This is a genomic window from Pilosibacter fragilis (assembly GCF_032490495.1).
Taxonomy (GTDB): Bacteria; Bacillota; Clostridia; order Lachnospirales; family Lachnospiraceae; genus Pilosibacter; species Pilosibacter fragilis.
In genome coordinates this window covers 42,029-66,153 of record NZ_JAVYJB010000017.1, presented here as the reverse complement: position 1 = coordinate 66,153, position 24,125 = coordinate 42,029, and the positions used below count along the sequence as shown (strand labels likewise).

Here is a 24,125-nt window from a genome sequence, read left to right as displayed (position 1 = left end):
ACAGAAGATTTCCCCTTGATCTGCCATTCAGCAGTAAAGGAGGAATAGTTGACCTCAATGCTGCGCTGGAGATAAAACGGGGTGTTGAAGGTCTCGTACATAAACTGCTGGATGTACTCTTTGTCGATCCAGGTAGCGCCCAGACGCACCTCAATTTCCGACGCATCCAGGTCTTTGGGCTGGGCGGCGGTAAGAGCTTCCACATTGACTGCAAAAGAAGGGTCCTGCTGTGCCGCCCGCTGCGCCTGACGCAGTTTGCGGCGTACATTGCCGGAAAGGTATTCATCAGCAGTCACATAATGGGGTGTGCCGTCCTGTTCCAGCTGTCCCGGCACACGGAAGATCACGCCTTGCAGTTCTCCGGCCAGTGCTTCTTTTGTTTTTCCGGTAAGCCGACTCATATAGCTCATATCTACGCAGGCTTTTTCCGAGATGGACACCGCCAGTGCTTCGCTTGCCGTATCCACAGTAGCCACTGCCTGATGGGGCTTGATGGTCCGTTTGGTGAACATGTCCGCCTTGCGCTCCAGCTTTCCGTCCTCGTCGATAACTTCCAGCGCACAGAGCAGGTAATAGGAAGAATCATCTGCATAGGCCAGCCGGTTTGCACGGTCGTTGATGAGACCGTATTTGGCAGAAAAGCTGTCATAGAGTCGGTTCAGTTCCGCCTGTTTTTGGGTAATGATGCTGTCTGGAACCGCTGCATCCATCTGAAGGTCGATCAGTTCCTGCACACAATCACGCAGTCCCACAAGACCTTTCACACGGGCTTCGGCGGTAGCGTTGAGATCAGGGCACACCATGCGGCTGTTTTCCCGGTAGTACACCTGCCCGTCTACAATGGCATAGGAATAGTTCTTCACATTGGGGTCGGCAGGAATGGAGGTGTCAATGGCTTCGCCCTCGCCCAGCTCCGGCAGCTCTGCCTCCTGATAAGTGCCATGAATGTACTTCACAGCATCATGCAGCTGGTCGGAAAGCTCCAGTCCCTCGATAGGGTTCACGGTGTAATCCATACCATGAGCAGTGCTTACCGGTTCCTGTCTGCCCAGCACCATTTCCGGGTGGTCGATAAAATACCGGTTGATGGCAAACCCATCCTCCGTCTGTCCGGTCTGGGTCCATTCCGGCACGATGTCCAGCGGACGGTCCCGCTTTTGGAGAAAGATGATGTCCGACACCACCTCGGCACCGGCATTCTTTTTGAACGCATCATTGGGCAGACGGATAGCTCCCAGCAGCTCGGCACGCTGGGCAAGATAGCGGCGCACAGTGGAATCCTTGGCGTCCATGGTATAGCGGGAGGTCACAAAAGCCACCACACCGCCGGGACGCACCTGATCCAGTGCTTTGGCGAAAAAGTAATTATGAATGTTGAAATTCAGCTTGTTGTAGACTTTGTCATTGACCTGATACTGACCAAAAGGCACATTGCCGATGGCAAGGTCAAAGAAGTCCCGCCTGTCAGTGGTCTCAAAGCCGCCTACTGTGATGTCCGCCTTGGGATAGAGCTGCTTTGCGATACGCCCGGAAACCGGGTCCAGCTCCACACCGTACAAACGGCTGTTTCGCATTTCCTCCGGCAACATACCGAAGAAATTGCCCACACCCATAGATGGCTCCAGAATATTTCCGGTCTCAAAGCCCATGCGCCCCACCGCTTCATAGATTGCCTGGATAACCGTAGGGCTGGTGTAATGGGCATTGAGGGTAGAGCTTCTGGCGGCGGCATATTCCTCCGGGGTCAGCAGCTCTTTCAGCTGGGTATACTCGGAAGCCCATGCCGGTTTCTCTGGGTCAAAAGCATCAGGAATACCGCCCCAGCCCACATAGCGGGAAAGAATCTCCTGTTGTTCGGGGCTTGCCTGCTGTCCGGCAGATTCCAGCTCTTTCAGCAAACGAATGGCATTAACATTTGCTTGGAACTTGGCTTTTGGACCGCCTTCGCCCAAATGCTCATCGGTAATGCGGAAGTTCTGTGCATTGCGGCGCAGGTTAGCCTTGTATTCCTCATAGGAGGCTTCCTCGGCAGCTTTGGCATTGGGGAAGGTCTGCCACTGGCCGTTGACCTGAATGGAAACCGGGTGTTCATCCAACACTTCCTCAAAGGTTTTTTCCGGCTCTGTTACAGGGGCTGGCGGCTCCGGCTCCTCAATATGCAACCGTTCCACCACCACATCATAAGGTAGATTGTTCTTATCGCCCGGATAGACGGCCACAGTCTCGGAATGGAAGGTCGGGGATTCGACAGCCGGTTCGGGGCGTGCCTGTCCAAAGCCATCCAGCTGACGGGCATACATCCCGCGCAGCAAAGGCGCAACCTCATCCCAGCGAAAATACAGCACAGCCAGACGCTTTTCCTCTGCGTCCAGGACTTCCAGCTCCATGCCCTGTGCCGTGGTACGGTAATCGGCAGTATCGCCGGTCTCCAGATTCAGCGTCTCGATCTCACCAGAATAGGCTCTGCTCAGCCAATAAGCGATCTCGCTGTTGCTCCTGCCGGATTGCAGCAGCGTGGAAACCTGTTTTTTATCTGCTTCATCCATAAGTCCATGGGTCAATACATCCCGCAGGTCCTGATCTGCCTTGTCCGGGTCAATAGGAAGAAACTCGGTATAGTAAGCATTGCGGCGGTCTGCCCGAATCAGCTGCTCGAACTGTTCTTTGCGCTCTGCCCGGTAGATGGGATATACCATGCCGGTGGGCAGAAGCTGCACGGTGTCCTCCCGCAGCTCGGTGATCTGATAGGCGTCATTCTCGATATACACGGTATCGCCCACAGCATAGACCGGGGCGGCAGGGTCATAGGAAGTCCTTTGCGGAGTCGGGCGGCGAACTGCATCATATTCCTCATCGGAAATAGCAACTTCGGAAGTCTGCTCTGTCTCAGCAGCTGCGATCTGCTCTACATCCGACATCACCTGTTGGATAAACGGATCATTGTCCAGTTTTTCCGGGTCTGCCACCTGGCCGTTGACGATCCCTCTTTCTTCCAGAGCTTCCCGGATGGCGATTGGGTCGATGTCGTCAAAACGGTTCTGTTCTTCTTCGGTATAGAACCGGTCCTCCTGAATGAGCTGGGCAATCCGGCGCTGTACCTTCGGCCAGGGCAGCTGCGTTTCCTCCGGGCTGCCGGCACGGACAACGAACAGGCTGTTGCTGTTACTGCCGCCGTATTCCTGAGCCAGCCATGCGGCGGTATCTTTTTCTCTTGCATGGTCTTTCATATAGCGGGCAACAGCGTGTTTACTCTCGATATTGCCGTTCCATGCACAAAGGGCAGTATCAATATCTTCCTGAGAAAGAGGGCGCAGAAGCTCATGGAGCTTTGGATAGGTCTCGTCGATCACTGCCCGGTGTAAACGCTGACGGAACTCCGGCACATCCGAATAGAGTCGGATCAGCTCCATATCCTTAGAACCAAGGACTGCACGGCGCACAGCGGCATTACCCTCGATGACAGCATTTTCACGGTCGGAATGACCGCAGGCATTGCGATATGCGGTATCCTCGGAAATGGCGGCAGTCACCACAGGCTTATACTGCTCAAACTGCTCCCCAAGGGTAGGCTTTGGTGTTTCTTCATCCATCTCCGGCTGCTGGGCTTGAATGGCATCTTCTTCGGCCAGTTCCTGTTCAGACTGGATCTTGTCATACTGTTCCTGTTCGGTAAGATAGCGGTCTTTCTGGACAAGTGAGGTAATGCGCTTGGCAACCTTTTCCCAGTTCAAGTGAACATCCGGGCAGTCCTGCTTTTTATAGTGCAGTCCTTTCCCGTCGTGCTCTTCGCCGCTGTGTGTTGCGCCGGACAGGGCATGAGAGCGTCCGCCAATGCCATACTCGTCTTTGAGGAATTTCACTTTCTCCTTATCCGTATGGTTTGCCGTGAAGAACGCATAGATACGACCTTTTCCTCCGGCGAAACTGCTTCCGCCGGTCATGGCGGCGTCGATCTCATCCTCGGTAATAAAGTGCTGGACGGTTGGCACTTTGGAAAGCTCTGAAGAAAAGGTCCTGCGGGGCAGGTCAAGGTCCTTCAGGTTCTCCCAGATCTCCCTCGGTCTATGATAGTGAAAACGCAACAGGTCACGGTCCTGCTGATAGGCAGTCCAGAAGGCAGCGTATTCTTCCTTGAGGGTCTTACGAAACTCCGGGCTGTTCAGCTGCTCGGCAAGCCATTCTGTTTCTGTCGGAAACCCATTGCGCTGGATACTCGACAAGCAAGACAAATATCCGGCTTCTCTGGCTTCCTCGCTGAAATCGTGGTACAGATACCAGAGCTTTTCTGAAAGGAGGGAGCGTTCATAGCCTGCCGCTTCCGCAAGCTCCACATTGGAGGCAAACTGGCCGCTCTCCAAAAGCTCCCCGATACGCTCTGCGGCGCTCTCCCAGGAAATGACCTGGGCAGACCTGTCATAACGGACAGACTTCCCGTGGGAAAGATGGATACCATCCTCGGCATACCATGCGCTCACACTGCCAAGGCCATTGCCGCCGTGGTACAGCGTTTTCAGTATCTCGGCAATCTCAGCGGTGGTTTTCTGCTTTTCAAAGGCTGCAACCACACGCTCCCTTTGACGGTCTGTATTGCCGCCCAAACGCAGCACATGGTCGATGTCATTTTGGGCAAAAGAAAAAGCAGAGGATGTATGCGCTACATTCTCTGCTTCGTCTATGGATTGGATCTGTTCCGCTTCGGAGAGGAACAGGTTTAGAGTCAGCTGTTGATAAGCTCCGCCATCAGGATTTCCTCGGCCTGAGCTTTGCAGGTGTTCATCAGCCCCACCCACTTCATGGGATCGCTGGCTTTCAGTTTCTCGGTGGCTCCCGCTTCCTTCGCCAGCTGGGGCATCATCTGCTCCAGTCTGCTCTGGGCGGTCTCGTCGATCTCCAGAAGGTGCGGGTACAGCTTCTCGCTCAGCAACATCTGGTTGTAGAGGATGGGACGATGTTCCTTCAGGTAGGTTTTCCTCATCCTGCCGTACTTGCCCAGGGGTTTCTCCGGCTGCTGGCTCAGCTTCAGGTCGGGAATCAGATAGTCTCCGTTCTGGATATAGGTCATGGGATTGTTCATCTTGTTTGCTCCTTTCTTGGTTGGCTTCGCGCTCTGCATTTCGGACGGTAACGCCGATCTGCCGCAGCACCTGCTGGTTGATCTGGCTGACCGCTGTTCCCAGCGCCCCGATGGTGGACGGGGTGTTGAAATCAAAGATCGCCATGAAATCTTCGTGGTCGAAGTAGCGTTCCGGCTCCAGTCCACAGCGGGACATCAAAGCGTAAGTGATGCTGACGGTGGCGGCTGCCTTGAACTGCACTCCGATGTTATACTCATCATATTCCTCCAAAAAGGAACCGTCAACGATATAGAAGAAGTCCTGCTGATGCTCCGTCCAGTATTCCTCGGCCAGTTTTCCGGCTACCTCCGTGAGCTGTCCGGCAAGATCCTCACCGGAAACATCATAGGTGCGCTCCAGCATGGCCTGCACGGAATCCAGATAGCGCTCCTCCAACTGCCACAGCCAGGGAGTGCGGGAATGTTCACGGGTTCCGGTGTCGGAAATGTCAAAGACATAACGCAGGCGAGGTCTGTCCCCGGAATCATCCACCAGAGCGATTCCCTTGGAACCGCGCCTTACATAACGGCCCATCTTTTCATTCCACAAATCGTACTCCGCACAGGCGGTGGCGTCCGGTCGCTGGGCATAGATCATCAGCTGCTCATGGAACGGGTACTTGTAAAGGCGGGAAGCAGTAGTGAGAAACCCTGCCCATTCCTGCCAGCTCCCCGTGAGCTGCGTTGCCACCTTGTCCGCCATCTGTGCATATAGTTCAGCTTTGGTTGGCATGGTGTTCTGTCCTCCTTTCAGTTTTGGGGTAAAAGGTGGGGTGGCAAATTGCCACCCCATCCCTGCGGTTATGGTGTTTACTGGTCAAAATCCGGGTACAGCTCCAGCTGGGCAAAGTCCTCATCGGTCATCGCACAGAGCTTCGTAAGGGCGCTGTCGGTCAATTCCCTCAGTTCCGTTTCCTCCGGCGAAAGCTCGCCGCACATCTCACGCAGACTGTCAATCAGCCCGGTGCGGCTGCCGGTATTGTAAATGCACATCAGGTTCATTTCCTCAAAAGTAAAGTTTCCCATATCAAATCTCCCTTTCCGCACTCTTCTTGGGTGCTGTCTTTTTGTGTTCTGTCTTGGGCTGGCCTTTCAGCTGCTCCATGACGGACTTTTTCTTTTCCCGTTCCTCCCGATGGGTGGCGGCTGCCAACTCCATCAGGGAAATGGGCTGACCGCTTCGGGCCTGCTGTTCCAGCTCTGCCACCGTGGGTTCTTTTGCGCCATTGTTGATGATACCGTCGATCATGCCGTAATCGTCCTCCAGGGCCATTTCCGCATTTTTCAGCGGGTTTTCTGGTAGGAATCCGGGGATCTGGGTAAAACCAACGCTGTCACAGTAATGACAGGATACCTTACCGTCCTGCCTGATTGCAACGATGTCGCTGACGCTCATGGAGGGACTGTGAAAGTCCACGGGCTTTTCCAGATTGAATTGCTGATAGAGTTTTTCCAGCTGCTCCGGCACAGTGCCAGACTCCCTCAGAGGAGCTGTGTAAATGAGGTCATAATTGCTGCGGTCTATGGAAATGTCATGGGACTTTAACCAGTCCAGATTCATAAAGCGCACATTCTGCGGATCGTCACGACTTACCTGATAGATGGCAAAGCAATCTCTGTTCTGGGAGAGAAATGCCTGTTCGCGTTCCTGCTGATGTTCCTGACGCTCCATGACCTTTTCGTGGAACTGAGGGCTTTTCTCCCATTCCTCATGGTCCACACCGAAAAGACCGCCATGATCCATGATTTCCTGCGGGTCAAACACCATGCTCTCCGTATTGTCCTCATGCAGCACATAGACGGTCAAACCGGCGGCATCCAGTTCCAGCGCCCGTTCTCTGGTAACAGGGAGCATCCCATCATAGGAGTAGCCATATTCCTGCATATCCGGTGTGGATACCTGCTCATCCGGCATGGGGTATTCATCCAGTGCCTGCTCCTGCGCTTCCGGCAGCTGGGCAGAAGCGGTCATCTGACTTGCCTCTGCCTGCATCTGCTGATAGGCCGCTTCCTGCAAGGTCTCGATCATAGACAGGGGAGCGTGTCTAAGTGAAGTGCTGTCCAGATCGTTGTCATCACAAATCTGGAGAACTGCCTTCATGCGGGAAAGCTCCGGCATATCCAGCTGACCGCCATCCAGCTCTTTCATGGACGCGGCATCGTAAAGGGTGTAGTCCCAGCCGCTGTCACAGGGCTGAATATGAAGATAGGTGGCATCGTCAATTAGAAACAAAGCCTCCTGCTGGTTTGCCTCCGCATCAAGAACCGCCATTTCCGGCTCTTTTTTTGCATTGGGGTCAATTCCACGCTCTTTGCAGATTTCCTTATAGTGGCGCTCAATGTCAGAGATCAAAGTGCCGGAGGTCTTATTGATGGTCTCCAAACTGGCTCTCAGCTCTTTCAGTTCCTTGCCCTGACTCCAGCTGGCAATATAGCCGAAGCTGTTTTCTCCGGTTTCAATGCCAAAATATTTGCAGACTGCATAGGAGATGCTTTCAGCCTCTACTTCTTCCGTGTGACGGTCTTTCTTCTGTTCCTGCAAAAACTGGGCGAGAGTAGAAAAGCCGCCAACAAAATTCAGTCCTTCTTCCTCGGTCAGCATCAGGCGTCCATTTTCCGCCAGCTCCAGCGGATCTGTCAGCAGAACGGAACCTGCATGGTTTACAACCACTCGTTCTTCTACACAGACCGGCTCTCCGGGGTCGTAGTCAGAACCGCGCAGGTCATAGCAATAAACGCCCTCCGGCAGATTATCACGGACAATCCGCCCATTGGAGAACAGACCGGGTTTATCAAACAGCTCGATCTCCTGATATTGCTCGTCATTGGCAATCTGAATCTTTTTCTGATTGTGGAGCTTGCTGTGGGCAATCTCGTGAACCGTGGCCGAAACCGTCTGCACCTCGCTCATGCCCTGACGAATGGCGATTTTCTGATGATCGGCAGAAAAATAGCCGTCCGTATCGGCGGCCATTGCTTCAAAAGTGATCGGCATCGGCGCACTGCGGCGCAGGGCCTCCATGAATGCCTCATAATTGGGCACATTGCCGGAAAGGGAGGAGGCAAGCTCCGGCAAAGGTTTCCCATCGGTCTGGCTCACATCAAAGACCTTGACCGGGCGAAACATGGGGATCTCGATTTCTTTTTCCTCTGTGATGATCTTTCCGTCTTTATCCAAAATCGGAGCCTTGGTATCCGGGTCCAGTTTCTGCTCCTCGATTTTCTTCTTGTACGGTGTGGGGGCGATGATGGTAATGCCATGCTCGCCCTTTTTAACATGACGCTCAAACTGGTCTTTCCACTTATTGTATCCGGCTACCAAAGTGGCGTCCGGCTTCTGCATATAGATGAGCATGGTGTTGTTTACCGAATAGCGGTGGAAGCGGGACATAACGGACAGATAGCGCATATACTTTTCACTCTCAAACAGTTCCTTGATGCCCTGCTCGATGCCGTCTGTGATTTCCCTTAGCCGCTCTCGGTTGGTGGGTTTGTTCTCAGCCATGATTTTCAATCTCCTTTCCAAGTGTGTGATTTCTGCTGTGTGTTCTGCAATCCATGCCTTTTGTTCTTCTTCACTTTCATAAAGAAAAAGATCCAGCAGGTACTCCACATAGATTTTCTTATGGATTGCTTCCACAAAGCGGGGGTGCGGTTTCTCCTCCGGTGTCCGGGGAGAATGGTCGGCCTCCCATTTTTTCAGCAGATAGTAGTAATCGGACAGTACGCGATAACACTGCTGCCGGTCCTCCCGAAACTTTTGTGCCTCGGTTTTCTGCCGGACATACCTCCTGCGGGGAGGGGCCTGACTGTCATAGATCAGGCCAAAGTCCTGTGCCAGTTTCTCCGCCGCTTCTTTTGGGGAGAGGTCAAAGAGCTTTGCGGTAAAGTCGATCACATCCCCATCTGCACCGCAGCCAAAGCAGTGGAACCGCTGATCTACCTTCATGCTGGGGTTCTTATCATCGTGAAAGGGACAGCAGGCCATACCATTTCGTTTGACCTCGATCCCATAAAACGCTGCCGCTTCTCTGGTGCTGACCGACTGCTTGACTGCTTCAAATACATTCTCTGCCATGTGCCTTTAACTGCTGGACTTTCTCACAGGGGGCTGGTATCCGGCAGCTTTCGCACGCTCACTGGCAGCTTTGCGACGCTCGGCGCTGTATGGCTCCCTGACTGATACACACCGCTTGGGGACGGTAAAGTTATGGGCGTCCTTTCGGGTGATCTGGTCGGGGTGCTTTTTTGCCAGCAGTTCCAGCTTCTCCATCAAACGGGGATCGTGGGTGTAGACCTCAGCCATTGGTTCTGCCTGGTTATAGAGGAGAATGGTTTCCCGTTCCGCTAAAGAGAGCTTCATCGGCTGCCTCCTTTCCGCTGGTCAAATTCCAGCTTGAAGTTGGCGTACTGTCCATCGTCCTCCAAAACCACAGTGGCATCGTAGGTCTTGCCGGTTTTCTCCGAATATAGGCCCGTTACACGGACACGGCCATCTTTCAGCAGTGCAGACACCACAGCCTTGGTCGGCTGTTTTTTCTTGGCAGCCCACCATTTGTTATTTTTCCAGATTGCAAATTTGCAAGAATCATTCTGACAGAAGAAGCCTTTTTGCAGTTCTGCAACTTCACCGCCGCAGCGGGGGCATTTGCCTACCACCTCACGGGGCGGGGAGAACAGGTACTCGGTTCCCTTGATGACCTGATAAGTCCCCACCAGGTCTCCCAACATGGTGCTGATCCCGTCCAAAAACTCCTCCGGGGCAAGCTGCCCGCGCTCGATCTCGCCCAGGCGGTACTCCCACTCGGCAGTCAAAAGCGGCGATTGCAGCTGTTCCGGCAGAACGGTGATAAGGGAAACTGCATCGTGGGAAGGGAGAAGCTGCACCGTTTTCCTGCTCTTTTTTCGTTCCAGAAAACCGGCAGATACCAGCTTTTCCAAAATACCGGCACGGGTGGCCGGTGTCCCCAGACCTTTTCGTTCGGCATCCTCCGGCATATCTTCTTTTCCGGCAGTCTCCATCGCGGACAATAGGGTGTCCTCCGTAAAGTGCTGGGGCGGACTGCTTTTGCCTTCTTTGACGATTGCCGCAGAAACCGAAAGGGTCTGTCCTTCGGTCAGCTCCGGCAGGGCTTTCTCTGCGCCCTCTTTTTTTGGCTCCGCATCCTTCATTTTGGCACGGTAAGCGTCCTCCAGTGCTTTCCATCCGGGGTGCTTCACTGTTTTTCCTTTGGCGGTAAACTCCCCACCGGCACAGTCGGCAATCACAACGGTTTCCGAATAGATATGGGGCTGGGCTACGGCACACAGCAGACGCAGGGCCACCAGCTCCAGCACCGCTTTTTCTCCCGCAGGAAGGGCAGAAAGGTCTGCATCCTTGAGATTTCTGGTAGGGATTACTGCGTGGTGGTCGGTTACTTTCTTATCGTTGATGACTGGCTGCGGATCACAGGTAATGGCGATCCCTTTGCGAAACGGCATAGCATTGGCAACCAGATTGACCAGCACCGGCAGGCTGTCTGCCATATCACCGGTCAGATAGCGGCTGTCAGTACGGGGATAGGTGCAGAGCTTCTTTTCATACAGGCTTTGCAGATAGTCCAGGGTCTGCTGGGCTGTAAATCCAAGCAAGCGGTTGGCATCTCTTTGCAGAGTAGTCAGGTCATAGAGGGCGGGCGGCTTTTCGGACTTTTCCTTGCACTCCACCTTTTTGATCGTGACGGCTGCACCCTGGCAGACTTCTTTCAGCTGCTCGGCAGCGGCCTTATCCGCCATGCGCTCCCCGGATACGGTAAGACCGGGTAGCTCCAGTGCCACGGTATAAAAGGGAACCGGCTTAAAGGTGTCGATCTCAGCTTCTCGCTGGACAATGAGTGCCAGCGTAGGGGACATCACGCGCCCGATGTTGAGGGTGCGGTGGTACAGCACGGAAAAAAGCCTTGTGGCATTGATCCCCACCAGCCAGTCGGCCTTGGCACGACAGAGAGCAGCATCCCGAAGTCCGTCATAGTCCGCACCGGGGCGGAGGTTTGCAAAGCCCTCCCTGATGGCGGAGTCCTCCATCGAAGAAATCCAAAGCCTTTTCATCGGCTTTTGGCAGCCTGCCAGCTCATAGACACTGCGGAAGATCAGCTCGCCCTCGCGTCCGGCATCGCAAGCGTTTACCACCTCCGTCACATCCGGGGCATTCATCAGCTTTTTGAGAATATCAAACTGCTTTTTCTTATCCTTTCCCACCACCATCTGCCAATGCTCCGGCAGAATAGGCAGGTCATCATATCGCCACTTGGCATACTTGGGGTCATAGCTGTCTGCATCTGCAAGCCCGGCCAGATGGCCCACGCACCAGCTGACACGCCAGCCGTTTCCCTCCAGATACCCGTCCTTACGGGCGGTTGCACCAATCACCGCCGACAGACTTTGTGCAACCGATGGTTTTTCAGCAATCACCAGCTTCATAATCTTCAACCTCCCATTCATTCTGCCAATTATCAGACAGTTTTTTTGCAATGCTGTGTTCTGAGGCAAGTGTAATGTCATAGCCAAAGCGATAATCATATCGGTACAACCTGCCAATCAAATCATTGATTATGATATTGCAGGCCATAATCACACGCTCTTTATCCACCTGCATCAGTTGATAGCGTTGATAATTGTTGTAATATTCTCGATGTCTGTGGGTTCTGCTGACCGTATCTTCCATCAGACAATCTATGGCATCTTTTTCACCATCTTCTTTGCTGCCCTGTGTATAAGACAACAGTTCCTTAACCATGGGAAAACTTTGTTCATCTACCGTTGCTTCTTCGCTCAAAAAACCGATATAAGCTTTTAGTAACAGGCTAACTGCTGTTTTTTCAGCTTCAGATAAAGCGTTCATGGTCTCCGCTGCATCAGGCAACAGTTCCTTTTCCACAAATTCATCTATCTCACCAGAATAAAGCATTCGGATTGAGTCCACACATAAAGAGCGCTTTTGGGGTGCGGTCTCAATTTCAAAATCATAAAGATCCAAGTCATCGTCCTTCTTTGACTTTTTTTGAACTTTGCTGATAGCAGTGAAAAGAATGTCTCCTCCAAAGTAAATTCCGAAGGCGACCAGATCAAAAATAATCAGAAAGTGTAATAACCAGTTCCATGTGTTCATTGTGAGGTCCTCCTTTTTTTTGACCATGTGCTGATTTTGGGTGTGGATTTACAGTAAGAGAGTGAGTAGAGCAGCAGAGGACAGGAATTTCTCCCTGTCCTCTGTCCCTTATCCCGCAATGATTTGAAATACGCTACGCTCAAATGGTTCAATCTGCTCTATCGCGTTCCTCATTAGGGTCAGAACCCTCAAAACCATCCTCAAGGACTTCCTCATCTTCGGTTTCCCATTCCTCGGAATCTTCCTCACCATAATCATAATCGTCCAGACTGTCATTGCCCTTGGTCTTAGGCTTATTCTTAACGAGCTTCAAGTAGGCAAATACGCCACCGCCGCCCAGCAGAGCCAGCAGAAGGATCAGGGCAGCCGGGTTCAGTCCGGCAGGCTTCTCTTTTTCCGGCTCCGGTGTTTCTGCCGGAGGTTCCGGTGCTTTTCCCGTACATTTACTCTTATCAGTTACACAGACCGGGCAGGCCGTATTAACTGCCCCTGCTTCACATTTCTTCGTGCAGCTGCACACAGCTGGCGGCTCCTCTTTGGCATTTCCATCTTCCATCAGTGCCATCAGGTCCGCTTCATCCACCTGGTTCAGAAAGTGAACAGCAGTCTTTTTATCCTCGTTGGCCCTGTCGATCAGGATATAAAAATAGTTGCCTGCCTTGGTGGTAACGGTAATGAGCTGCTTGTTGCCACCAAAATCATCCACCAGAGCGGCGTTGCCATCCGGGGTCAGCGGAGGTGCTTTTTCCGTTTCTTCCACCACCACATTGCTGTCATTGGTGGTATCCTCTGCCGGGGGCGGAGCTGCGCCCTGGGCAAAAGCGGGAACGGTAAAGCCCAATGCCAGAACCAGCGTCAGGCAAATGGCGGAAAGTGTTCGGAGCAATCGTTTATTCCTCATAGCTGTTTTCCTCCTGTTCGTTGTTGTCATCAGCCAAACTGCCGGGAACTGTGCCTCCGGACAGCATGGCGCTCAGCTGAGCCGGGGTCATACGCAGTGCGCGCACCATCTGGACGATCTCCAGATTTTCTGCCTCGGTTTTCTGTGTCTCCAGTGCCTTGAGCTTTTCCTGATACTCTGCGATCTTCTCGCGGACCTTAGTAATCTCCTGGTCAATGCGTTCAATTTTGTTCTTTGCCATCGTCTATCACTCCTTCTAAAAAATCTCTGTTACCAGTTCATCAGGCCGTAGCCCTTGATACTCTGATAATTCAGGTCATAACTTTTGATCTTGCAGGCATCGCCGGAATTTCCCTCCACGGTATAAACACGGCTGCCATCGGTGCCGACAACAATTCCCACATGGTCTGCGGAACCATCCAGATCCCAATCGAAGAAAATGGCATCACCGGGGGCGATGTTTTCATATCCTCGTGCGCCCCACTGTCCATGAGACTGGAACCACGGAACACCCTGAGACTGACAACCAGCAAAGCGTGGTTCCGTTCGACCGGATTGACCATAGCACCATGATACAAAGCAGGCACACCATTCCACACGGGAGTCAAAGCCGTACCAGCTCCAATAAGGTTGTCCTCCCACATTGCCCACCTGACTTTTCGCCAGTTCCACCAGCTGCGGATTGCCGGGGCGGGTGCCATTGATAAATTCAACACCAGTCAAATCTTCAGAAACACCTGTATCGGGAGAACCGCCACCAAACAACAGCGGCTTATTGCCCATAGTCTGTCGGTAGACCTGGTACATCTCCATCTGCTCCGGAGTCAGTAGTTCTGGCGCAAGAGAGGCAATGGAACGGCTTGTTAAAGTTACATGGAGAATACGATATTCATATTCATGCTCATCCCCATCTTCGTCAGTGTAAGTGCGAATCTGAATTTCTTCTCTCAGCGTGAGCTGATACTGTGCATCAAACACACGCTCCAGCTCTGCCTGTGCGCTGTGGCGTGTATAGCCCTGCAAGACAGCAGAGAGAAACGCCGCAAGCTCATGGGGGTCATGGCCGATCATGCCAAGGTTATAGCGATACTCGTCATACCCTGGGTGGCTGCTTTCGATGTTGTCGATTTTCTCCTGCAACCGAGCTTCTCTGTCTGCATAATCTGCCTCCACCGCCAGCATTTCCGGGTCATCCGATGGATAGGTAGTGCCGGAAATTACAGAACCAATACTCTGTGCCATCATAGAGCAGGAGGACATGGTATTCATCAGCATACAGGCGATGAGGAAAAAAACCCCTGCCATCAGGAAGCCCTTCTTGTGGCGCATGACGAATGCCCCTGCCTGCTGTGCCTTTTCTTTTACCGTCCTTGCGGCTTTTCCGGTTTTGGACGCAGCCTGGGCGGTATTTCCGGCAGTCTGACCGGTGCGCTTGGCGACGGCATACTGCTTTTTGATACTCTGTTTTTGCTGCCAGCGGGAGAGAGGGTTGCTGGTAAACTGAGGATTTTCCCGTAGGGACTTCTGGTACAGGGCATTTACATTTGCCTTTTCCAGCTTCTGCTCGGCCTGGGCTGCTTTGCGGTACGGCTTCAGCTTGTGGCTGCGATAGCCCTCCCGCACCAGATAAGCGCTGGTCTCCACCGCCTCCTCGGACTTGTGGGCGCTTTCCACGCCCACATTGTCCTGTTCTGTTTCCCGGATCTCTTTGTGAAACTTGCCCGCGACCAGATGGACGGGAGCTTCCTTAACCCCTTGAGAAAGTTTGGAAGGTGGTTTTTTCTTGTCCTCAAAGGTCAGCTTCGAGGTCTTTTTCCCGGTGTCCGGGTCAATGACCGTCTGTCTGACTTTTTTCTTTGGAATATTGGCCTGCGCCTTATCTGCTCTGGCCGTAGCTTTCTCCGTTTTGCAGATCGGCTTTTCCAGTGCAGGGTCAGCCCGTTCCTCATCAGTAAAGCGCAGGCGCGGCTCTTTATTCAAACCAATCACCCATTAGGATAGCATCCATCATGTGGTGCAGCTCCACATAGAGGGCCAAACCTTCCGGATCATATAGCGGATGCACGGTGAGATACGCATGGACTTGCGCCAGAATCTCAGAGAGCATTGTGATAGGTCTGCACCCTACAATGGTTGCTGCACCAGGGGCACACATCATATTCGCCCAAATCGAAAAGAGACGGGCAAGACCAATTTCACCATCCTCATTCAAGGTTTTGAGTTCTTTGTCAGCGGTACGACACTCAACAACAGCGGAGGCCATTACCGGAAGCAACATGAATTCGTGAGCCTCCAATGCCTCACGGAAAAAAATCATGGTATCAAGTTCGCAAATATTCTGTTTCATAGTTATTCATCCTCCTTTTTCAGTTCCTGGGGTTTGGTGGTCATAATGCGGTAAAGCTCAGTATTCTTCGGGAAGTGGTCAACGAAGGGCAGGATGGTGGAGCCATAGAACAGCAGGCCCTCGCCCTCACCGGAGTGGGTCACATAGCTAAGCTGGTGCGTGGAAATGCCCAGCTGCTTGGCGAGAATCTGACGGTCTCCGCCTGCCTGGTTGAGCATATACACGAAGTCGGAGTTTTCAAAGATGTTCTCCACCTCGCGGCTGCTCAAAAGGTCTTTGACATTCTGGGTGATACCTGTCGGAATACCGCCCCATTTGCGGAATCGCTTCCAGATTTCCACCGTATAAGCGGCGGTCTGCTCCTCCTTCAAAAGCAGGTGCATCTCGTCGATGTAATAACGGGTGGACTTGTGGGCAGCGCGGTTAATGGTAACGCGGTTCCACACCTGATCCTGGACCACCAACATACCGATTTTCTTGAGTTGCTTGCCCAGCTCCTTAATGTCATAGCAGACAATGCGGTTATTGATGTCCACATTGCTCTGGTGATTGAACACATTGAGGGAGCCGGTTACATAGATTTCAAGGGCCGTGGCGATATACTGGGCTTCCTTTTCCTCCTGTGAACGGAGCAGGTTATATAGGTCCTCCAGTATGGGCATATTCTCCGGGCGCGGGTCATTGAGGTAGGTCTGATAGACCAGACGCACACAACGGTCGATGATGGTTTTCTGCACCGGCTGCAATCCGTCCTTACCGCCCACGATCAGCTCACACAAGCTGAGGATAAAGTCAGACTTGAGGGACAGCGGGCTTTCATCATCCGAATAGTCCAGGTTCAGATCCATCGGATTGATGTAGTTGGTTGAGGTAGGCGAGATCTTGATGACCTGCCCATGCAGACGATCCACCAGAGGTGCGTACTCCGCTTCCGGGTCACAGATGATGACATCATCATTGGTAAGCAAAAAGCAGTTGGCAATCTCACGCTTGGCGCTGAAAGACTTACCGGAACCCGGCGTACCCAAAATCAAGCCGTTGGGGTTTTTCAGCAGCTTTCTATCCACCATGATGAGGTTGTTGGACAGGGCATTGATGCCGTAGTACAGGGCTTCCTTGCCGTTCTGGAATAATTCCTGTGTGGTGAATGGTACAAAGATAGCCGTAGAACTGGTGGTCAGCCCTCGCTGAATCTCGATCTGATTGAGTCCCAGGGGCAAACAGCTCATCAGCCCTTCTTCCTGCTGGAAGTCCAGTTTGGTCAGCTGGCAGTTATACTTCTGGGCAATAGAGCCTGCCTGAAAGATGTTGTTGCCAAGCTGACGGGGGGTGTCCGCTGTGTTCAGCACCAAAAAGGAGACCAGGAACATTCTCTCGTTTCGGCTCTGCAAATCCTGCAACAGCTTTTTCGCTTCGCTGCCGTAGGTGGCAAGGTCAGAAGGAATGATGTCCATGTCGTATCCGGCGCGGACTGCTTTTTTCTGTTCCTCAATCTTACTGCGGTCCAGATCGGTAATCTTACGCTTTACCGTTTTGATGGCTTTCACCTGATCCACCGACTGAATGTGCATACTCACAATGAGAGAGCTTTCCATATCCAGAAAATCAGCCAGCAGACGGTCATTCAGCTCTGGGGCTAAAATCTGCAAAAAAGAAACAGCCCCGTATTTCTTGCCCATACGGAACTGCTTGCCGGTGCGGAACTCAAAGGAGCTTGGTGCAATAAAATCTTTCGTGGACAGGCCGGAAGGAGCCAGCCAGTCCCATTCAAACTGAAACGGGAGCTGTTCATCCATGTGGAATACCGCATGAAGCTGGGAAAGCCTTTCCTTACCGTCCAATGTTCTGGCGGCTACACCAAGACGCTTGAAGTTATTGAGTATATCGGTCTCAATACGCTCCAGACGGGGCTTGGCGGCTTTGATGCTGTCAGCGTTGATACCAAAGGTCAGGTATTTGGTCTTGATGAGACCGTTGTTGCCTCTGACCAGCTGATTTTGCAGCATCGTGGTATATTCCTCACGGATACTGTCAAAGGCATCCCCCTGGGGCGGAATGGAAATGGAGTTGGCAAAGGTCTCCTCCGATGCCGCAAGGTTCAAAAAAGACAGCTGGAAGTGAATCGAGCTGTCGAAATAATTGAGGAAATCACACCAGCCCTCAAAGATCGCGGTCTTATCTTCATTTTGGGAGAGCTGATAGTTGATGTCCTGAAACTGAATGGTCTTTGTGTAGTGGCTGTCCGATACGCGGCAGATCCCGTCCGGCCACATTCGTTCATAGGGGATACTGTCCTGTGCCGATTTTCCTTTTTTGTCCGTGCGGTTGGCGCGGGCAATGGCCGCTTCGATCTGCTTCTTATCGGCGCGGGACAGCTTTTTCTTTGTCTTTACCGGATGCACGGTCTTTTCTTCCGGTTTTCCCAGCAGACGGCGCAGCCAGCTTTTCATTGCGGTGAACAATGTCATACACCTCCTTATCGAGCATTTCCTGCCGCTTTAATACGGCATAAAAGTTATTGGTCTGGTAGGGACGCTGCTTGGGACGGATCACAGCTACTTTGAGGATGTTGCCGACGATCTTTTCCAGGGGCTGTCCATGCTTTTCATACATTGCCAGCAGGAAGAAGGGCATCATGACCAGCATCATACACATGGCAGCCATGCTGTTTCCCGCAGGCTCACGGAGCCACAAGAACAGCGGTACACCTACAAGCGCCCCGGCGGTAAAGCAGACCAGCTGCCTTCGTGTCAGATTGAACATGACCTTGGTTTTGACTTTGGTTAAATCTTTGGGTACGGGTACATAAGCCATATTATCCACCTCCTTTATGGGAATGAAATAGAGCTGTCCACTTCATTTCCCCACACATCCCAACCGGGTGTGGATTGACGAGCAAACAGTTCTATGCGCGGGAGATCACCCATCAATGAGACAATGCGTTCTCTGGCTTCCTGCGGTTTTTTTGAATGTTCTTCAATGTGAGAGACAATGACCTGATGAACAGCTGCGTTTATACGCTTGGGATGTCCTTTCGTTGCGAGGATACAAAGTTCCACATTGGAGCGCGTCCAATATCCCATTCCCCAGAACAAGCTATCTGCCTTTCGATTTTGCTTTACCCAAACAAAGCCGACGGTTTTATAGGTAAATCCCCATGCCTTCAGAACTGAGAGACATTCCAGTAAACATGGAATCGTGACCCATAAAAACAAGGCACAGTCTTTATCCGCCAAGTTGCCTACTGGCAGCGCACAAATATCCTCGATACTCATGGTCGGATAGTGACTTTCTGCACTGCGTCCCAATCCTTTCTTGGAATATACTTTGTAGTTCCATGGCGGGTCTGCGTAAATGATTTGATATTTTTTCATACAGAACCCTCCTTTAGTGCGCCTGAAAGACTGATTTTGCGAGACTGCCGGTTTTGAACAGCGTAAAGCACAGCAGTACGGTGTAGCCCACGCAGCTCCAGATTGCCATGATGATGTCATCTTCCAGAGCGATGTTCTGCACCAGCACAGCATAAATTGCCACGCAGACGATAATGAGAAACGCCTGAAAGCCCAGCGCCAGCAGGGATCGGAGGTAATTCTGTCCCATACCGCCCCATTCTTTACCCATCATTGCAGCCATTGGAACGGGAGCCACCGAAGTCACAAGGTAGATTTCGATCATACGGCCATAAATAACGATAAAGATACAGATATATAACGCCCACATAGTAATGCCAATAAAGAGGGATTGGAACCAAAGCCCGAACAGCGGTCCCAGATCCATTTCCATCAGCCTCGGTTCCAGATCGGTCATAACTGAGGAAATGTCAATGGACGCATCCGAACCGATGATCCCTGCTGCCTGCGCTACTACGCTCTGAGCCATATCAAAGACGCCCATCACGATATTCCATGTGTTTGTGACAATGAGGATGGCGGCGGCTGATTTGAACACCCACTTAAAAATCATCCAGGTGTCCACATCATGCAGGTTGTTCTTGTCTGCGATCATCTGGATCAGGTCTACGGTCATCACGATAGCCAGGATCACGCCTGCAATCGGCACCATAATGGAGTTTGACAGGTTCTCAATCATGCTGAAAATACTGCCATTCCATCCCTGTGGGGTCTGGCCTACCTGTACGGATATATCCGCGACTTGTTGGTTTACGCTGTCAAACATCCCCGAAAGGTTGCTCATAATACCGCCCACCAGCATTTCTTTCAGCCAATTTGTCAGGGCTTCAAGTAAGAAATCCATACGGTGTCAACCTCCTTTCCGCCGCCCCCGCAAAACTGCGGGAGCGGCAAGGATTTCATGCAGGGACGCTTAGACAGAGAAAAGCCCGGAGAGCAGAGGTACAAGGACCATGCCTACCACGGCTACACCAGCACCGGCCATGAGCTGTTTTATCCCCAATTAGGTGTAAAACTCTGCTCGATGGCGGGCGGCGGCGTACAAAAATCTATATGGTGTTTTTAAGAGAACCGTCCCGGCGGGACAGGTCAGGCAGTGACCTGTTCCACCTCCGGGATGGGTTTGAGATTAAAATGAATTTCGATAGAAATGTGTCTTGTTTTATCTTCGTCAATGCGCTCATGCACGACGATTTCTTTGATTAAGCGGTTAAGGGTAGCTGCGTCCAGCTCTGTGATGTTGGCGTATTCCTGAATGGCTTCCACCCATTGTTTTGCGTCATTGGCAAGCTGGACTTCATCGGACAGCCGCTTTCTGCCCTCGGACACTTTTGTTTTAAGCTCCGTCTGCTCGGTCTGTGTCTTTTCCAGCATGGTGTTGAAATTCTGCTCACTGATACGCCCTGCAATCATATCCTCATAAAGCCGCATGACCATTTTGTCCAGAACCTCAATCCGTTCCTCGTCCCTTGTAAGGGAGCGTTCCATTGCTTCCCGCTGTTCACGCTGCTCGGCTTCACAGGTATTGGTCAGGCGGTCGGCAACCGCTTCCCCGTCCATCAGGGCAGCTCTGGCACATTCCCGGATTTTCCGCAGCACATGGCTGTAAAGGGTGTCATAGTCAATCCGGTGCTGGGTGCAGTGGTTCTTTCCAAAGGCATTGTAGGTCTTGCAGGAATAAATCTGCTGGGGATGTTTTGCGTTTGTGTAGCGTACCGTCAGCGACTTCCCACACTCGCCGCATTTTAACAGTCCGGCAAACAGGCTGATTTCATTAGTCTGCCCCGGACGCTGGCGGGATTTCAGCTTGTTCTGCACAATGTCAAAGCTCATGCGGTCAATCAGCGGTTCATGCTGCCCCTCCACCACAATCCAGTCCTCCGGCTTCTTTTCCCCAATCGTGCCGATTTTGAAACGGTAGTCCTTTTTCTGGGAAGCAATCGCCCCGGTGTAGACGGGATTCATCAAAAGGTCTTTGATAACGGAGAAGTCCCACATATACCGCCCGTTTTCCGGGTCTTTCTTTTCCCATTTGGTGCGGGTATTGCGAAGCCCCCGTTCCCGGTTCCACCATGTGGGGCAGGGGATTTTTTCTTCCTCCAGCCGTCTGCGGATATAGTTCGGACCATGACCGTTCAGGGCATATCCGAAAATCAGCCGCACAATCGGGGCGGTTTCCTCGTCAATGAGCAGATGGTTTTTGTCCTCTGGGTCTTTCCGATATCCAAACGGGGCAAGACACCCGGTAAACTGTCCTTTCTGCGCTTTCAGAAGATAAGAGGAATGGACTTTCTTGGAAATATCCTTGCTGTACATCTCGTTCAGGATATTCTTGAATGGGGCAATATCGTTGTTATCCCGCAGGGTGTCGATTCCGTCATTCATGGCGATATAGCGGACACCGTTCCTTGGGAAAAAGTCCTCAATCAAATGCCCGGTTTGCAGATAGTTACGCCCCAGACGGCTGAGGTCTTTCGTGATGACAAGGTTGATCTGCCTGCGCTCAATGGCTCTCAACATTCTCTGTAAATCAGGACGCTCCATGTTAAGACCTGTGAAGCCATCGTCCTGATAGACTGCCACAACCTCCCATCCCTGCTTTTCGCAGTATTTTTCCAGCATATCACGCTGGTTTGCGATACTGGCACTTTCGCCTTGCAGGTCATCGTCCTTTGACAGCCTGCAATAGACCGCCGCACGATAGCCCCCGGCAAGTGCCGAACCGATTGTTCTGTATTCCATTTCGTTCATCATAGCCATTTACCCACACAATCCAGACGGTATCTGGCTCTTTTGAACCTCATCTTCATTATAGCTCATATCTTTCTTTTTAGCAAGATATTCTTTCGTATTTGTCTTTCCGTATTTCTGGGAAATCAGGCTGACGAACACATCGGTTGCATCCAGCTCCCCGTCAAATACAGTGGTCACATGAATCTCTGTTTTGTTTTTTGCCATAGGCAGTTATCCTCCATACATGAAAATAGCCAGACAGAGGGTGTCGGCAACGAAGTCCGGCAACGGGCTTCAAAAGACCTTGCAAACAATCTCAATCTGGCGGTGGTTACTATTTATACTTTTCTTTTATTTTTCTGTTGTTTTGGTTGTTATAAGGGAGAAAAGCCCGGAAATAAGGGGTTTTCCCCGACAACCGGCTCGGCAACGGGATAGCAACAGGGGGTGCAACGGGTGGTCATTTTCAGAATGGAAGCTCCATCTGTTCTGTGACCTCCACAAAACCGTCCATCGTTTTTTCAGACGGGTTGCCGGAGTCCGTTGCCGGGTTTTCTCGCTCCCAGCCCTTTTGTCTGCCATATTCGGAAAACATTCTTGGGTTCGGGAAGTACCGCCAGCGGTCAATGCACTGATTCATAATCTCGTTGATTTCCCGGATTTCCCATTGCTTCGGCTCGTCAAAGGCATGGTTCAAGGCTTCCTTGTAGAGCTGCTTGGAGCAGACCATGCTCCCGGTGTACTTATCAAGATACGCCTGTATCATCCCGGCTTTGGTGTCCTCCGGCATAAAATCCCGCTGGTGTTCTTTGAGATACCGCTGCATGGCGGGGCTGAAAGCCAGCTTGAACCTGCCGCTTCGGTAAATCTCCATCGCTTCCGCCCACATCTGCTCGATATAGGCTCTGGAAGCAGCTTCGTCCTCCAAAATGTGAACCTCGGCTTGCTCCGGGTACACCATGACGGGGATAAAGCGGCGGTTGCCGGAACGGTCAAGGGGCAGGAAGTCCAGGGCATTGGAAGTGCCGCCAAACACGCACTGACGGGGGCGGTCTGCCGGGTGGGTTTCATAGGGTATCTTGTAAACCTCTTTCTGCCGGCTTAAAAACGACTTGATTTCCTCAATGCTCTTGGCATTGGCGGTTGCCATCATTTCCGACATTTCGATAATCCAGTGACCTTGCAGCTTGCGGTACACATTGTCATCGTCCAGCTTCCGCAAATCATCGGAGAACCACTCGTCCCGGACTGCCAGCAGACGGAAGAAGGTGGACTTGCCAGCCCCCTGACCGCCTACCAGACAGAGCATGATTTCAAATTTGCACCCCGGCTGAAAGGCTCGTGAGATTGCACCCAGCAGGAACAGCTTCAACGCTTCATAGGTGTAATCGTCTGCGTCAGCCCCCAGAAAGTGCCGCAGGCAGAAACGAATTCGCTCTGTCCCATCCCACACAAGAGTATTGAGATAGTCCCGGATGGGATGGTACTTGTTTTCATTCGCCACAATCCCGATGGCATTATCAATCTTTTTCTCATTGGTAAGCCCATAGGTTTCTTCCAGATAAAGAAGCAGATACTTCATGTCCGTATCATTCAGGGCGGTGCTTTCTCTGTGGAAGCCGATGGGCTTTATGATGTCCTTGCGGTCGGTCAGGATGTTGTATGCGATAGCCCCGGAAAGCAGAGGGTCACGCTGGAATACGGTCAGGCAGTTCCGTATGCTCTGACGGACACCGCCTTTCTCGGTAGTTTCCAGCCCCGCCTTGATTTCCTCAACGCTCTGTGGCGGCTGCATGGCGTTCAAGGTGTTTTTTAGTTCTTGCTGCGTCTGCGGCTGCAAACTCTGCCATTCGTTGTTCAAGCTGTATCACATCCTTTCCGTAGTCCGTAATCAAAGCCGCTTTTTCCTCTGTCTCCCCGAACAGCAGCACATCCAGCAGATATTCCACTTGGGCTTGCTTCTGTAAGGCTTCCACAAACCGGGGATGAAAGGCTTCCTCCGGGGAGTGCGGGACATAATCCTTTCTCCATGCCCTAAGCAGGTGGAGATAATCGGCAAGGATACGGGAGCAGCGGTTCTTTGCTTCCTGAAACTGTTCCTCCGGGGATTTCTGCCGGGGCTTGGGCTTTTTTACCTTTCCCGGCGGTTTCCAGTCCTCATAGGAAATTCCAAAGTCCTGTGCCAGTTGTACGGCGGCTTCTTTCTTTCCCAGCCCATACAGGGCGGCGGTAAAATCAATCACATCCCCATCCGCACCGCAGCCGAAGCAGTGGTAACGCCGATCCAGCTTCATACTTGGGGTTTTATCATGATGGAACGGGCAGCAAGCCATCCCGTTCCGACCTATACGGATTCCATAATGCTCTGCAGCCTGTCTTGTTGTGACGGACTGCTTCACAGCTTCAAATACATTCAAATCTATCCCTCCTAAAAAAGAAAAAGCACCTGACATTCTCTGATTGAAAATGGC

General features: G+C 52.1%; 20 protein-coding genes and 2 pseudogenes. 2 read left to right on the top strand and 20 right to left on the bottom strand.

Annotated features, from left to right (window positions below; genetic code table 11):
• A pseudogene (locus tag ABCW45_RS14270) lies at positions 1-4,607 on the bottom strand (SNF2-related protein); the annotation flags it as partial.
• Between the two features lie 110 nt (positions 4,608-4,717).
• On the bottom strand, positions 4,718-5,074 hold the full coding sequence (locus ABCW45_RS14265; protein ID WP_343221050.1) for a TnpV protein: 357 nt from the start codon (positions 5,072-5,074) through the stop codon (positions 4,718-4,720).
• Here ABCW45_RS14265 and ABCW45_RS14260 point away from each other — a divergent pair.
• On the top strand, positions 5,061-5,828 hold the full coding sequence (locus ABCW45_RS14260; RefSeq protein ID WP_343221049.1) for a hypothetical protein: 768 nt from the start codon (positions 5,061-5,063) through the stop codon (positions 5,826-5,828). The two genes, ABCW45_RS14265 and ABCW45_RS14260, sit on opposite strands and share 14 nt — an antisense overlap.
• A 95-nt stretch (positions 5,829-5,923) precedes the next feature.
• Here the strand turns inward: ABCW45_RS14260 and ABCW45_RS14255 are convergent, their stop codons facing one another.
• The 16 genes and pseudogenes from ABCW45_RS14255 to ABCW45_RS14180 form a co-directional block, all read right to left on the bottom strand.
• Entirely contained in the window at positions 5,924-6,139 is a 216-nt protein-coding gene (locus ABCW45_RS14255) for a transposon-transfer assisting family protein (RefSeq protein WP_118480840.1), read from the bottom strand.
• A 1-nt stretch (position 6,140) separates the two neighbouring features.
• Positions 6,141-9,191, bottom strand: coding sequence for an LPD28 domain-containing protein (locus ABCW45_RS14250; protein WP_343221048.1), 3,051 nt, complete (start codon positions 9,189-9,191; stop codon positions 6,141-6,143).
• Between the two features lie 6 nt (positions 9,192-9,197).
• A complete protein-coding gene (locus ABCW45_RS14245) occupies positions 9,198-9,476 on the bottom strand; it encodes a hypothetical protein (protein ID WP_006059586.1) in 279 nt (92 codons plus the stop codon).
• Positions 9,473-11,572 (bottom strand): type IA DNA topoisomerase, encoded by a 2,100-nt coding sequence (locus tag ABCW45_RS14240; RefSeq protein WP_034567039.1) that lies wholly within the window; start codon positions 11,570-11,572, stop codon positions 9,473-9,475. The genes ABCW45_RS14245 and ABCW45_RS14240 overlap by 4 nt, the downstream gene beginning before the upstream one ends.
• Positions 11,553-12,260, bottom strand: coding sequence for a hypothetical protein (locus tag ABCW45_RS14235; protein WP_002589131.1), 708 nt, complete (start codon positions 12,258-12,260; stop codon positions 11,553-11,555). The genes ABCW45_RS14240 and ABCW45_RS14235 overlap by 20 nt, the downstream gene beginning before the upstream one ends.
• Before the next feature lie 148 nt (positions 12,261-12,408).
• On the bottom strand, positions 12,409-13,161 hold the full coding sequence (locus ABCW45_RS14230) for a DUF4366 domain-containing protein (RefSeq protein ID WP_110441751.1): 753 nt from the start codon (positions 13,159-13,161) through the stop codon (positions 12,409-12,411).
• Positions 13,151-13,402 (bottom strand): DUF4315 family protein, encoded by a 252-nt coding sequence (locus ABCW45_RS14225; RefSeq protein WP_006059582.1) that lies wholly within the window; start codon positions 13,400-13,402, stop codon positions 13,151-13,153. Before ABCW45_RS14225 ends, ABCW45_RS14230 begins: the two co-directional genes overlap by 11 nt.
• A gap of 29 nt (positions 13,403-13,431) precedes the next feature.
• Complete coding sequence (locus ABCW45_RS14220; RefSeq protein ID WP_343221047.1) at positions 13,432-15,141, bottom strand: CHAP domain-containing protein; 1,710 nt, start codon at positions 15,139-15,141, stop codon at positions 13,432-13,434.
• A complete protein-coding gene (locus ABCW45_RS14215) occupies positions 15,134-15,508 on the bottom strand; it encodes a DUF3851 family protein (RefSeq protein ID WP_002569211.1) in 375 nt (124 codons plus the stop codon). Before ABCW45_RS14215 ends, ABCW45_RS14220 begins: the two co-directional genes overlap by 8 nt.
• Before the next feature lie 2 nt (positions 15,509-15,510).
• Entirely contained in the window at positions 15,511-17,910 is a 2,400-nt protein-coding gene (locus ABCW45_RS14210) for a VirB4-like conjugal transfer ATPase, CD1110 family (RefSeq protein WP_117451380.1), read from the bottom strand.
• Positions 17,867-18,322 (bottom strand): PrgI family protein, encoded by a 456-nt coding sequence (locus ABCW45_RS14205; RefSeq protein ID WP_002589059.1) that lies wholly within the window; start codon positions 18,320-18,322, stop codon positions 17,867-17,869. Before ABCW45_RS14205 ends, ABCW45_RS14210 begins: the two co-directional genes overlap by 44 nt.
• Before the next feature lie 14 nt (positions 18,323-18,336).
• Positions 18,337-18,882, bottom strand: a complete 546-nt coding sequence (locus ABCW45_RS14200; RefSeq protein WP_117451368.1) for an MT-A70 family methyltransferase — start codon at positions 18,880-18,882, stop codon at positions 18,337-18,339.
• 13 nt (positions 18,883-18,895) lie between these two features.
• A complete protein-coding gene (locus tag ABCW45_RS14195) occupies positions 18,896-19,765 on the bottom strand; it encodes a VirB6/TrbL-like conjugal transfer protein, CD1112 family (protein ID WP_002592890.1) in 870 nt (289 codons plus the stop codon).
• A 69-nt stretch (positions 19,766-19,834) separates the two neighbouring features.
• Positions 19,835-19,921: pseudogene (locus ABCW45_RS14190) on the bottom strand (Maff2 family mobile element protein); the annotation flags it as partial.
• 89 nt (positions 19,922-20,010) lie between these two features.
• A complete protein-coding gene (locus ABCW45_RS14185; RefSeq protein ID WP_119623914.1) occupies positions 20,011-21,681 on the bottom strand; it encodes a recombinase family protein in 1,671 nt (556 codons plus the stop codon).
• Positions 21,682-21,879 carry a hypothetical protein gene (locus tag ABCW45_RS14180; RefSeq protein ID WP_055270759.1) on the bottom strand — a complete coding sequence of 66 codons (198 nt, stop codon included), beginning with the start codon at positions 21,877-21,879 and terminating at the stop codon, positions 21,682-21,684.
• Here ABCW45_RS14180 and ABCW45_RS14175 point away from each other — a divergent pair.
• Entirely contained in the window at positions 21,853-22,092 is a 240-nt protein-coding gene (locus tag ABCW45_RS14175) for a tweety protein (RefSeq protein WP_343221046.1), read from the top strand. The two genes, ABCW45_RS14180 and ABCW45_RS14175, sit on opposite strands and share 27 nt — an antisense overlap.
• A 28-nt stretch (positions 22,093-22,120) precedes the next feature.
• Here ABCW45_RS14175 and ABCW45_RS14170 read toward each other — a convergent pair whose 3' ends face one another.
• On the bottom strand, positions 22,121-23,449 hold the full coding sequence (locus tag ABCW45_RS14170) for a virulence-associated E family protein (protein ID WP_343221051.1): 1,329 nt from the start codon (positions 23,447-23,449) through the stop codon (positions 22,121-22,123).
• Positions 23,427-24,071: a CHC2 zinc finger domain-containing protein gene (locus ABCW45_RS14165; protein ID WP_343221045.1), complete on the bottom strand. Its 645-nt coding sequence runs from the start codon at positions 24,069-24,071 to the stop codon at positions 23,427-23,429. The genes ABCW45_RS14170 and ABCW45_RS14165 overlap by 23 nt, the downstream gene beginning before the upstream one ends.
• Between the last annotated feature and the right edge of the window lie 54 nt (positions 24,072-24,125).

Excerpts from the sequence above, each read along its gene's own strand:
- ABCW45_RS14260 (WP_343221049.1), top strand. The coding sequence starts at position 5,061 with ATGGGATTGTTCATCTTGTTTGCTCCTTTCTTGGTTGGCTTCGCGCTC.
- ABCW45_RS14265 (WP_343221050.1), bottom strand. The coding sequence starts at position 5,074 with ATGAACAATCCCATGACCTATATCCAGAACGGAGACTATCTGATTCCC.
- ABCW45_RS14255 (WP_118480840.1), bottom strand. The coding sequence starts at position 6,139 with ATGGGAAACTTTACTTTTGAGGAAATGAACCTGATGTGCATTTACAAT.
- ABCW45_RS14250 (WP_343221048.1), bottom strand. The coding sequence starts at position 9,191 with ATGGCAGAGAATGTATTTGAAGCAGTCAAGCAGTCGGTCAGCACCAGA.
- ABCW45_RS14245 (WP_006059586.1), bottom strand. The coding sequence starts at position 9,476 with ATGAAGCTCTCTTTAGCGGAACGGGAAACCATTCTCCTCTATAACCAG.
- ABCW45_RS14240 (WP_034567039.1), bottom strand. The coding sequence starts at position 11,572 with ATGAAGCTGGTGATTGCTGAAAAACCATCGGTTGCACAAAGTCTGTCG.
- ABCW45_RS14235 (WP_002589131.1), bottom strand. The coding sequence starts at position 12,260 with ATGAACACATGGAACTGGTTATTACACTTTCTGATTATTTTTGATCTG.
- ABCW45_RS14230 (WP_110441751.1), bottom strand. The coding sequence starts at position 13,161 with ATGAGGAATAAACGATTGCTCCGAACACTTTCCGCCATTTGCCTGACG.
- ABCW45_RS14225 (WP_006059582.1), bottom strand. The coding sequence starts at position 13,402 with ATGGCAAAGAACAAAATTGAACGCATTGACCAGGAGATTACTAAGGTC.
- ABCW45_RS14215 (WP_002569211.1), bottom strand. The coding sequence starts at position 15,508 with ATGAAACAGAATATTTGCGAACTTGATACCATGATTTTTTTCCGTGAG.
- ABCW45_RS14205 (WP_002589059.1), bottom strand. The coding sequence starts at position 18,322 with ATGGCTTATGTACCCGTACCCAAAGATTTAACCAAAGTCAAAACCAAG.
- ABCW45_RS14200 (WP_117451368.1), bottom strand. The coding sequence starts at position 18,882 with ATGAAAAAATATCAAATCATTTACGCAGACCCGCCATGGAACTACAAA.
- ABCW45_RS14195 (WP_002592890.1), bottom strand. The coding sequence starts at position 19,765 with ATGGATTTCTTACTTGAAGCCCTGACAAATTGGCTGAAAGAAATGCTG.
- ABCW45_RS14185 (WP_119623914.1), bottom strand. The coding sequence starts at position 21,681 with ATGGCTATGATGAACGAAATGGAATACAGAACAATCGGTTCGGCACTT.
- ABCW45_RS14175 (WP_343221046.1), top strand. The coding sequence starts at position 21,853 with ATGAATCTCTGTTTTGTTTTTTGCCATAGGCAGTTATCCTCCATACAT.
- ABCW45_RS14180 (WP_055270759.1), bottom strand. The coding sequence starts at position 21,879 with ATGGCAAAAAACAAAACAGAGATTCATGTGACCACTGTATTTGACGGG.
- ABCW45_RS14170 (WP_343221051.1), bottom strand. The coding sequence starts at position 23,449 with ATGCAGCCGCCACAGAGCGTTGAGGAAATCAAGGCGGGGCTGGAAACT.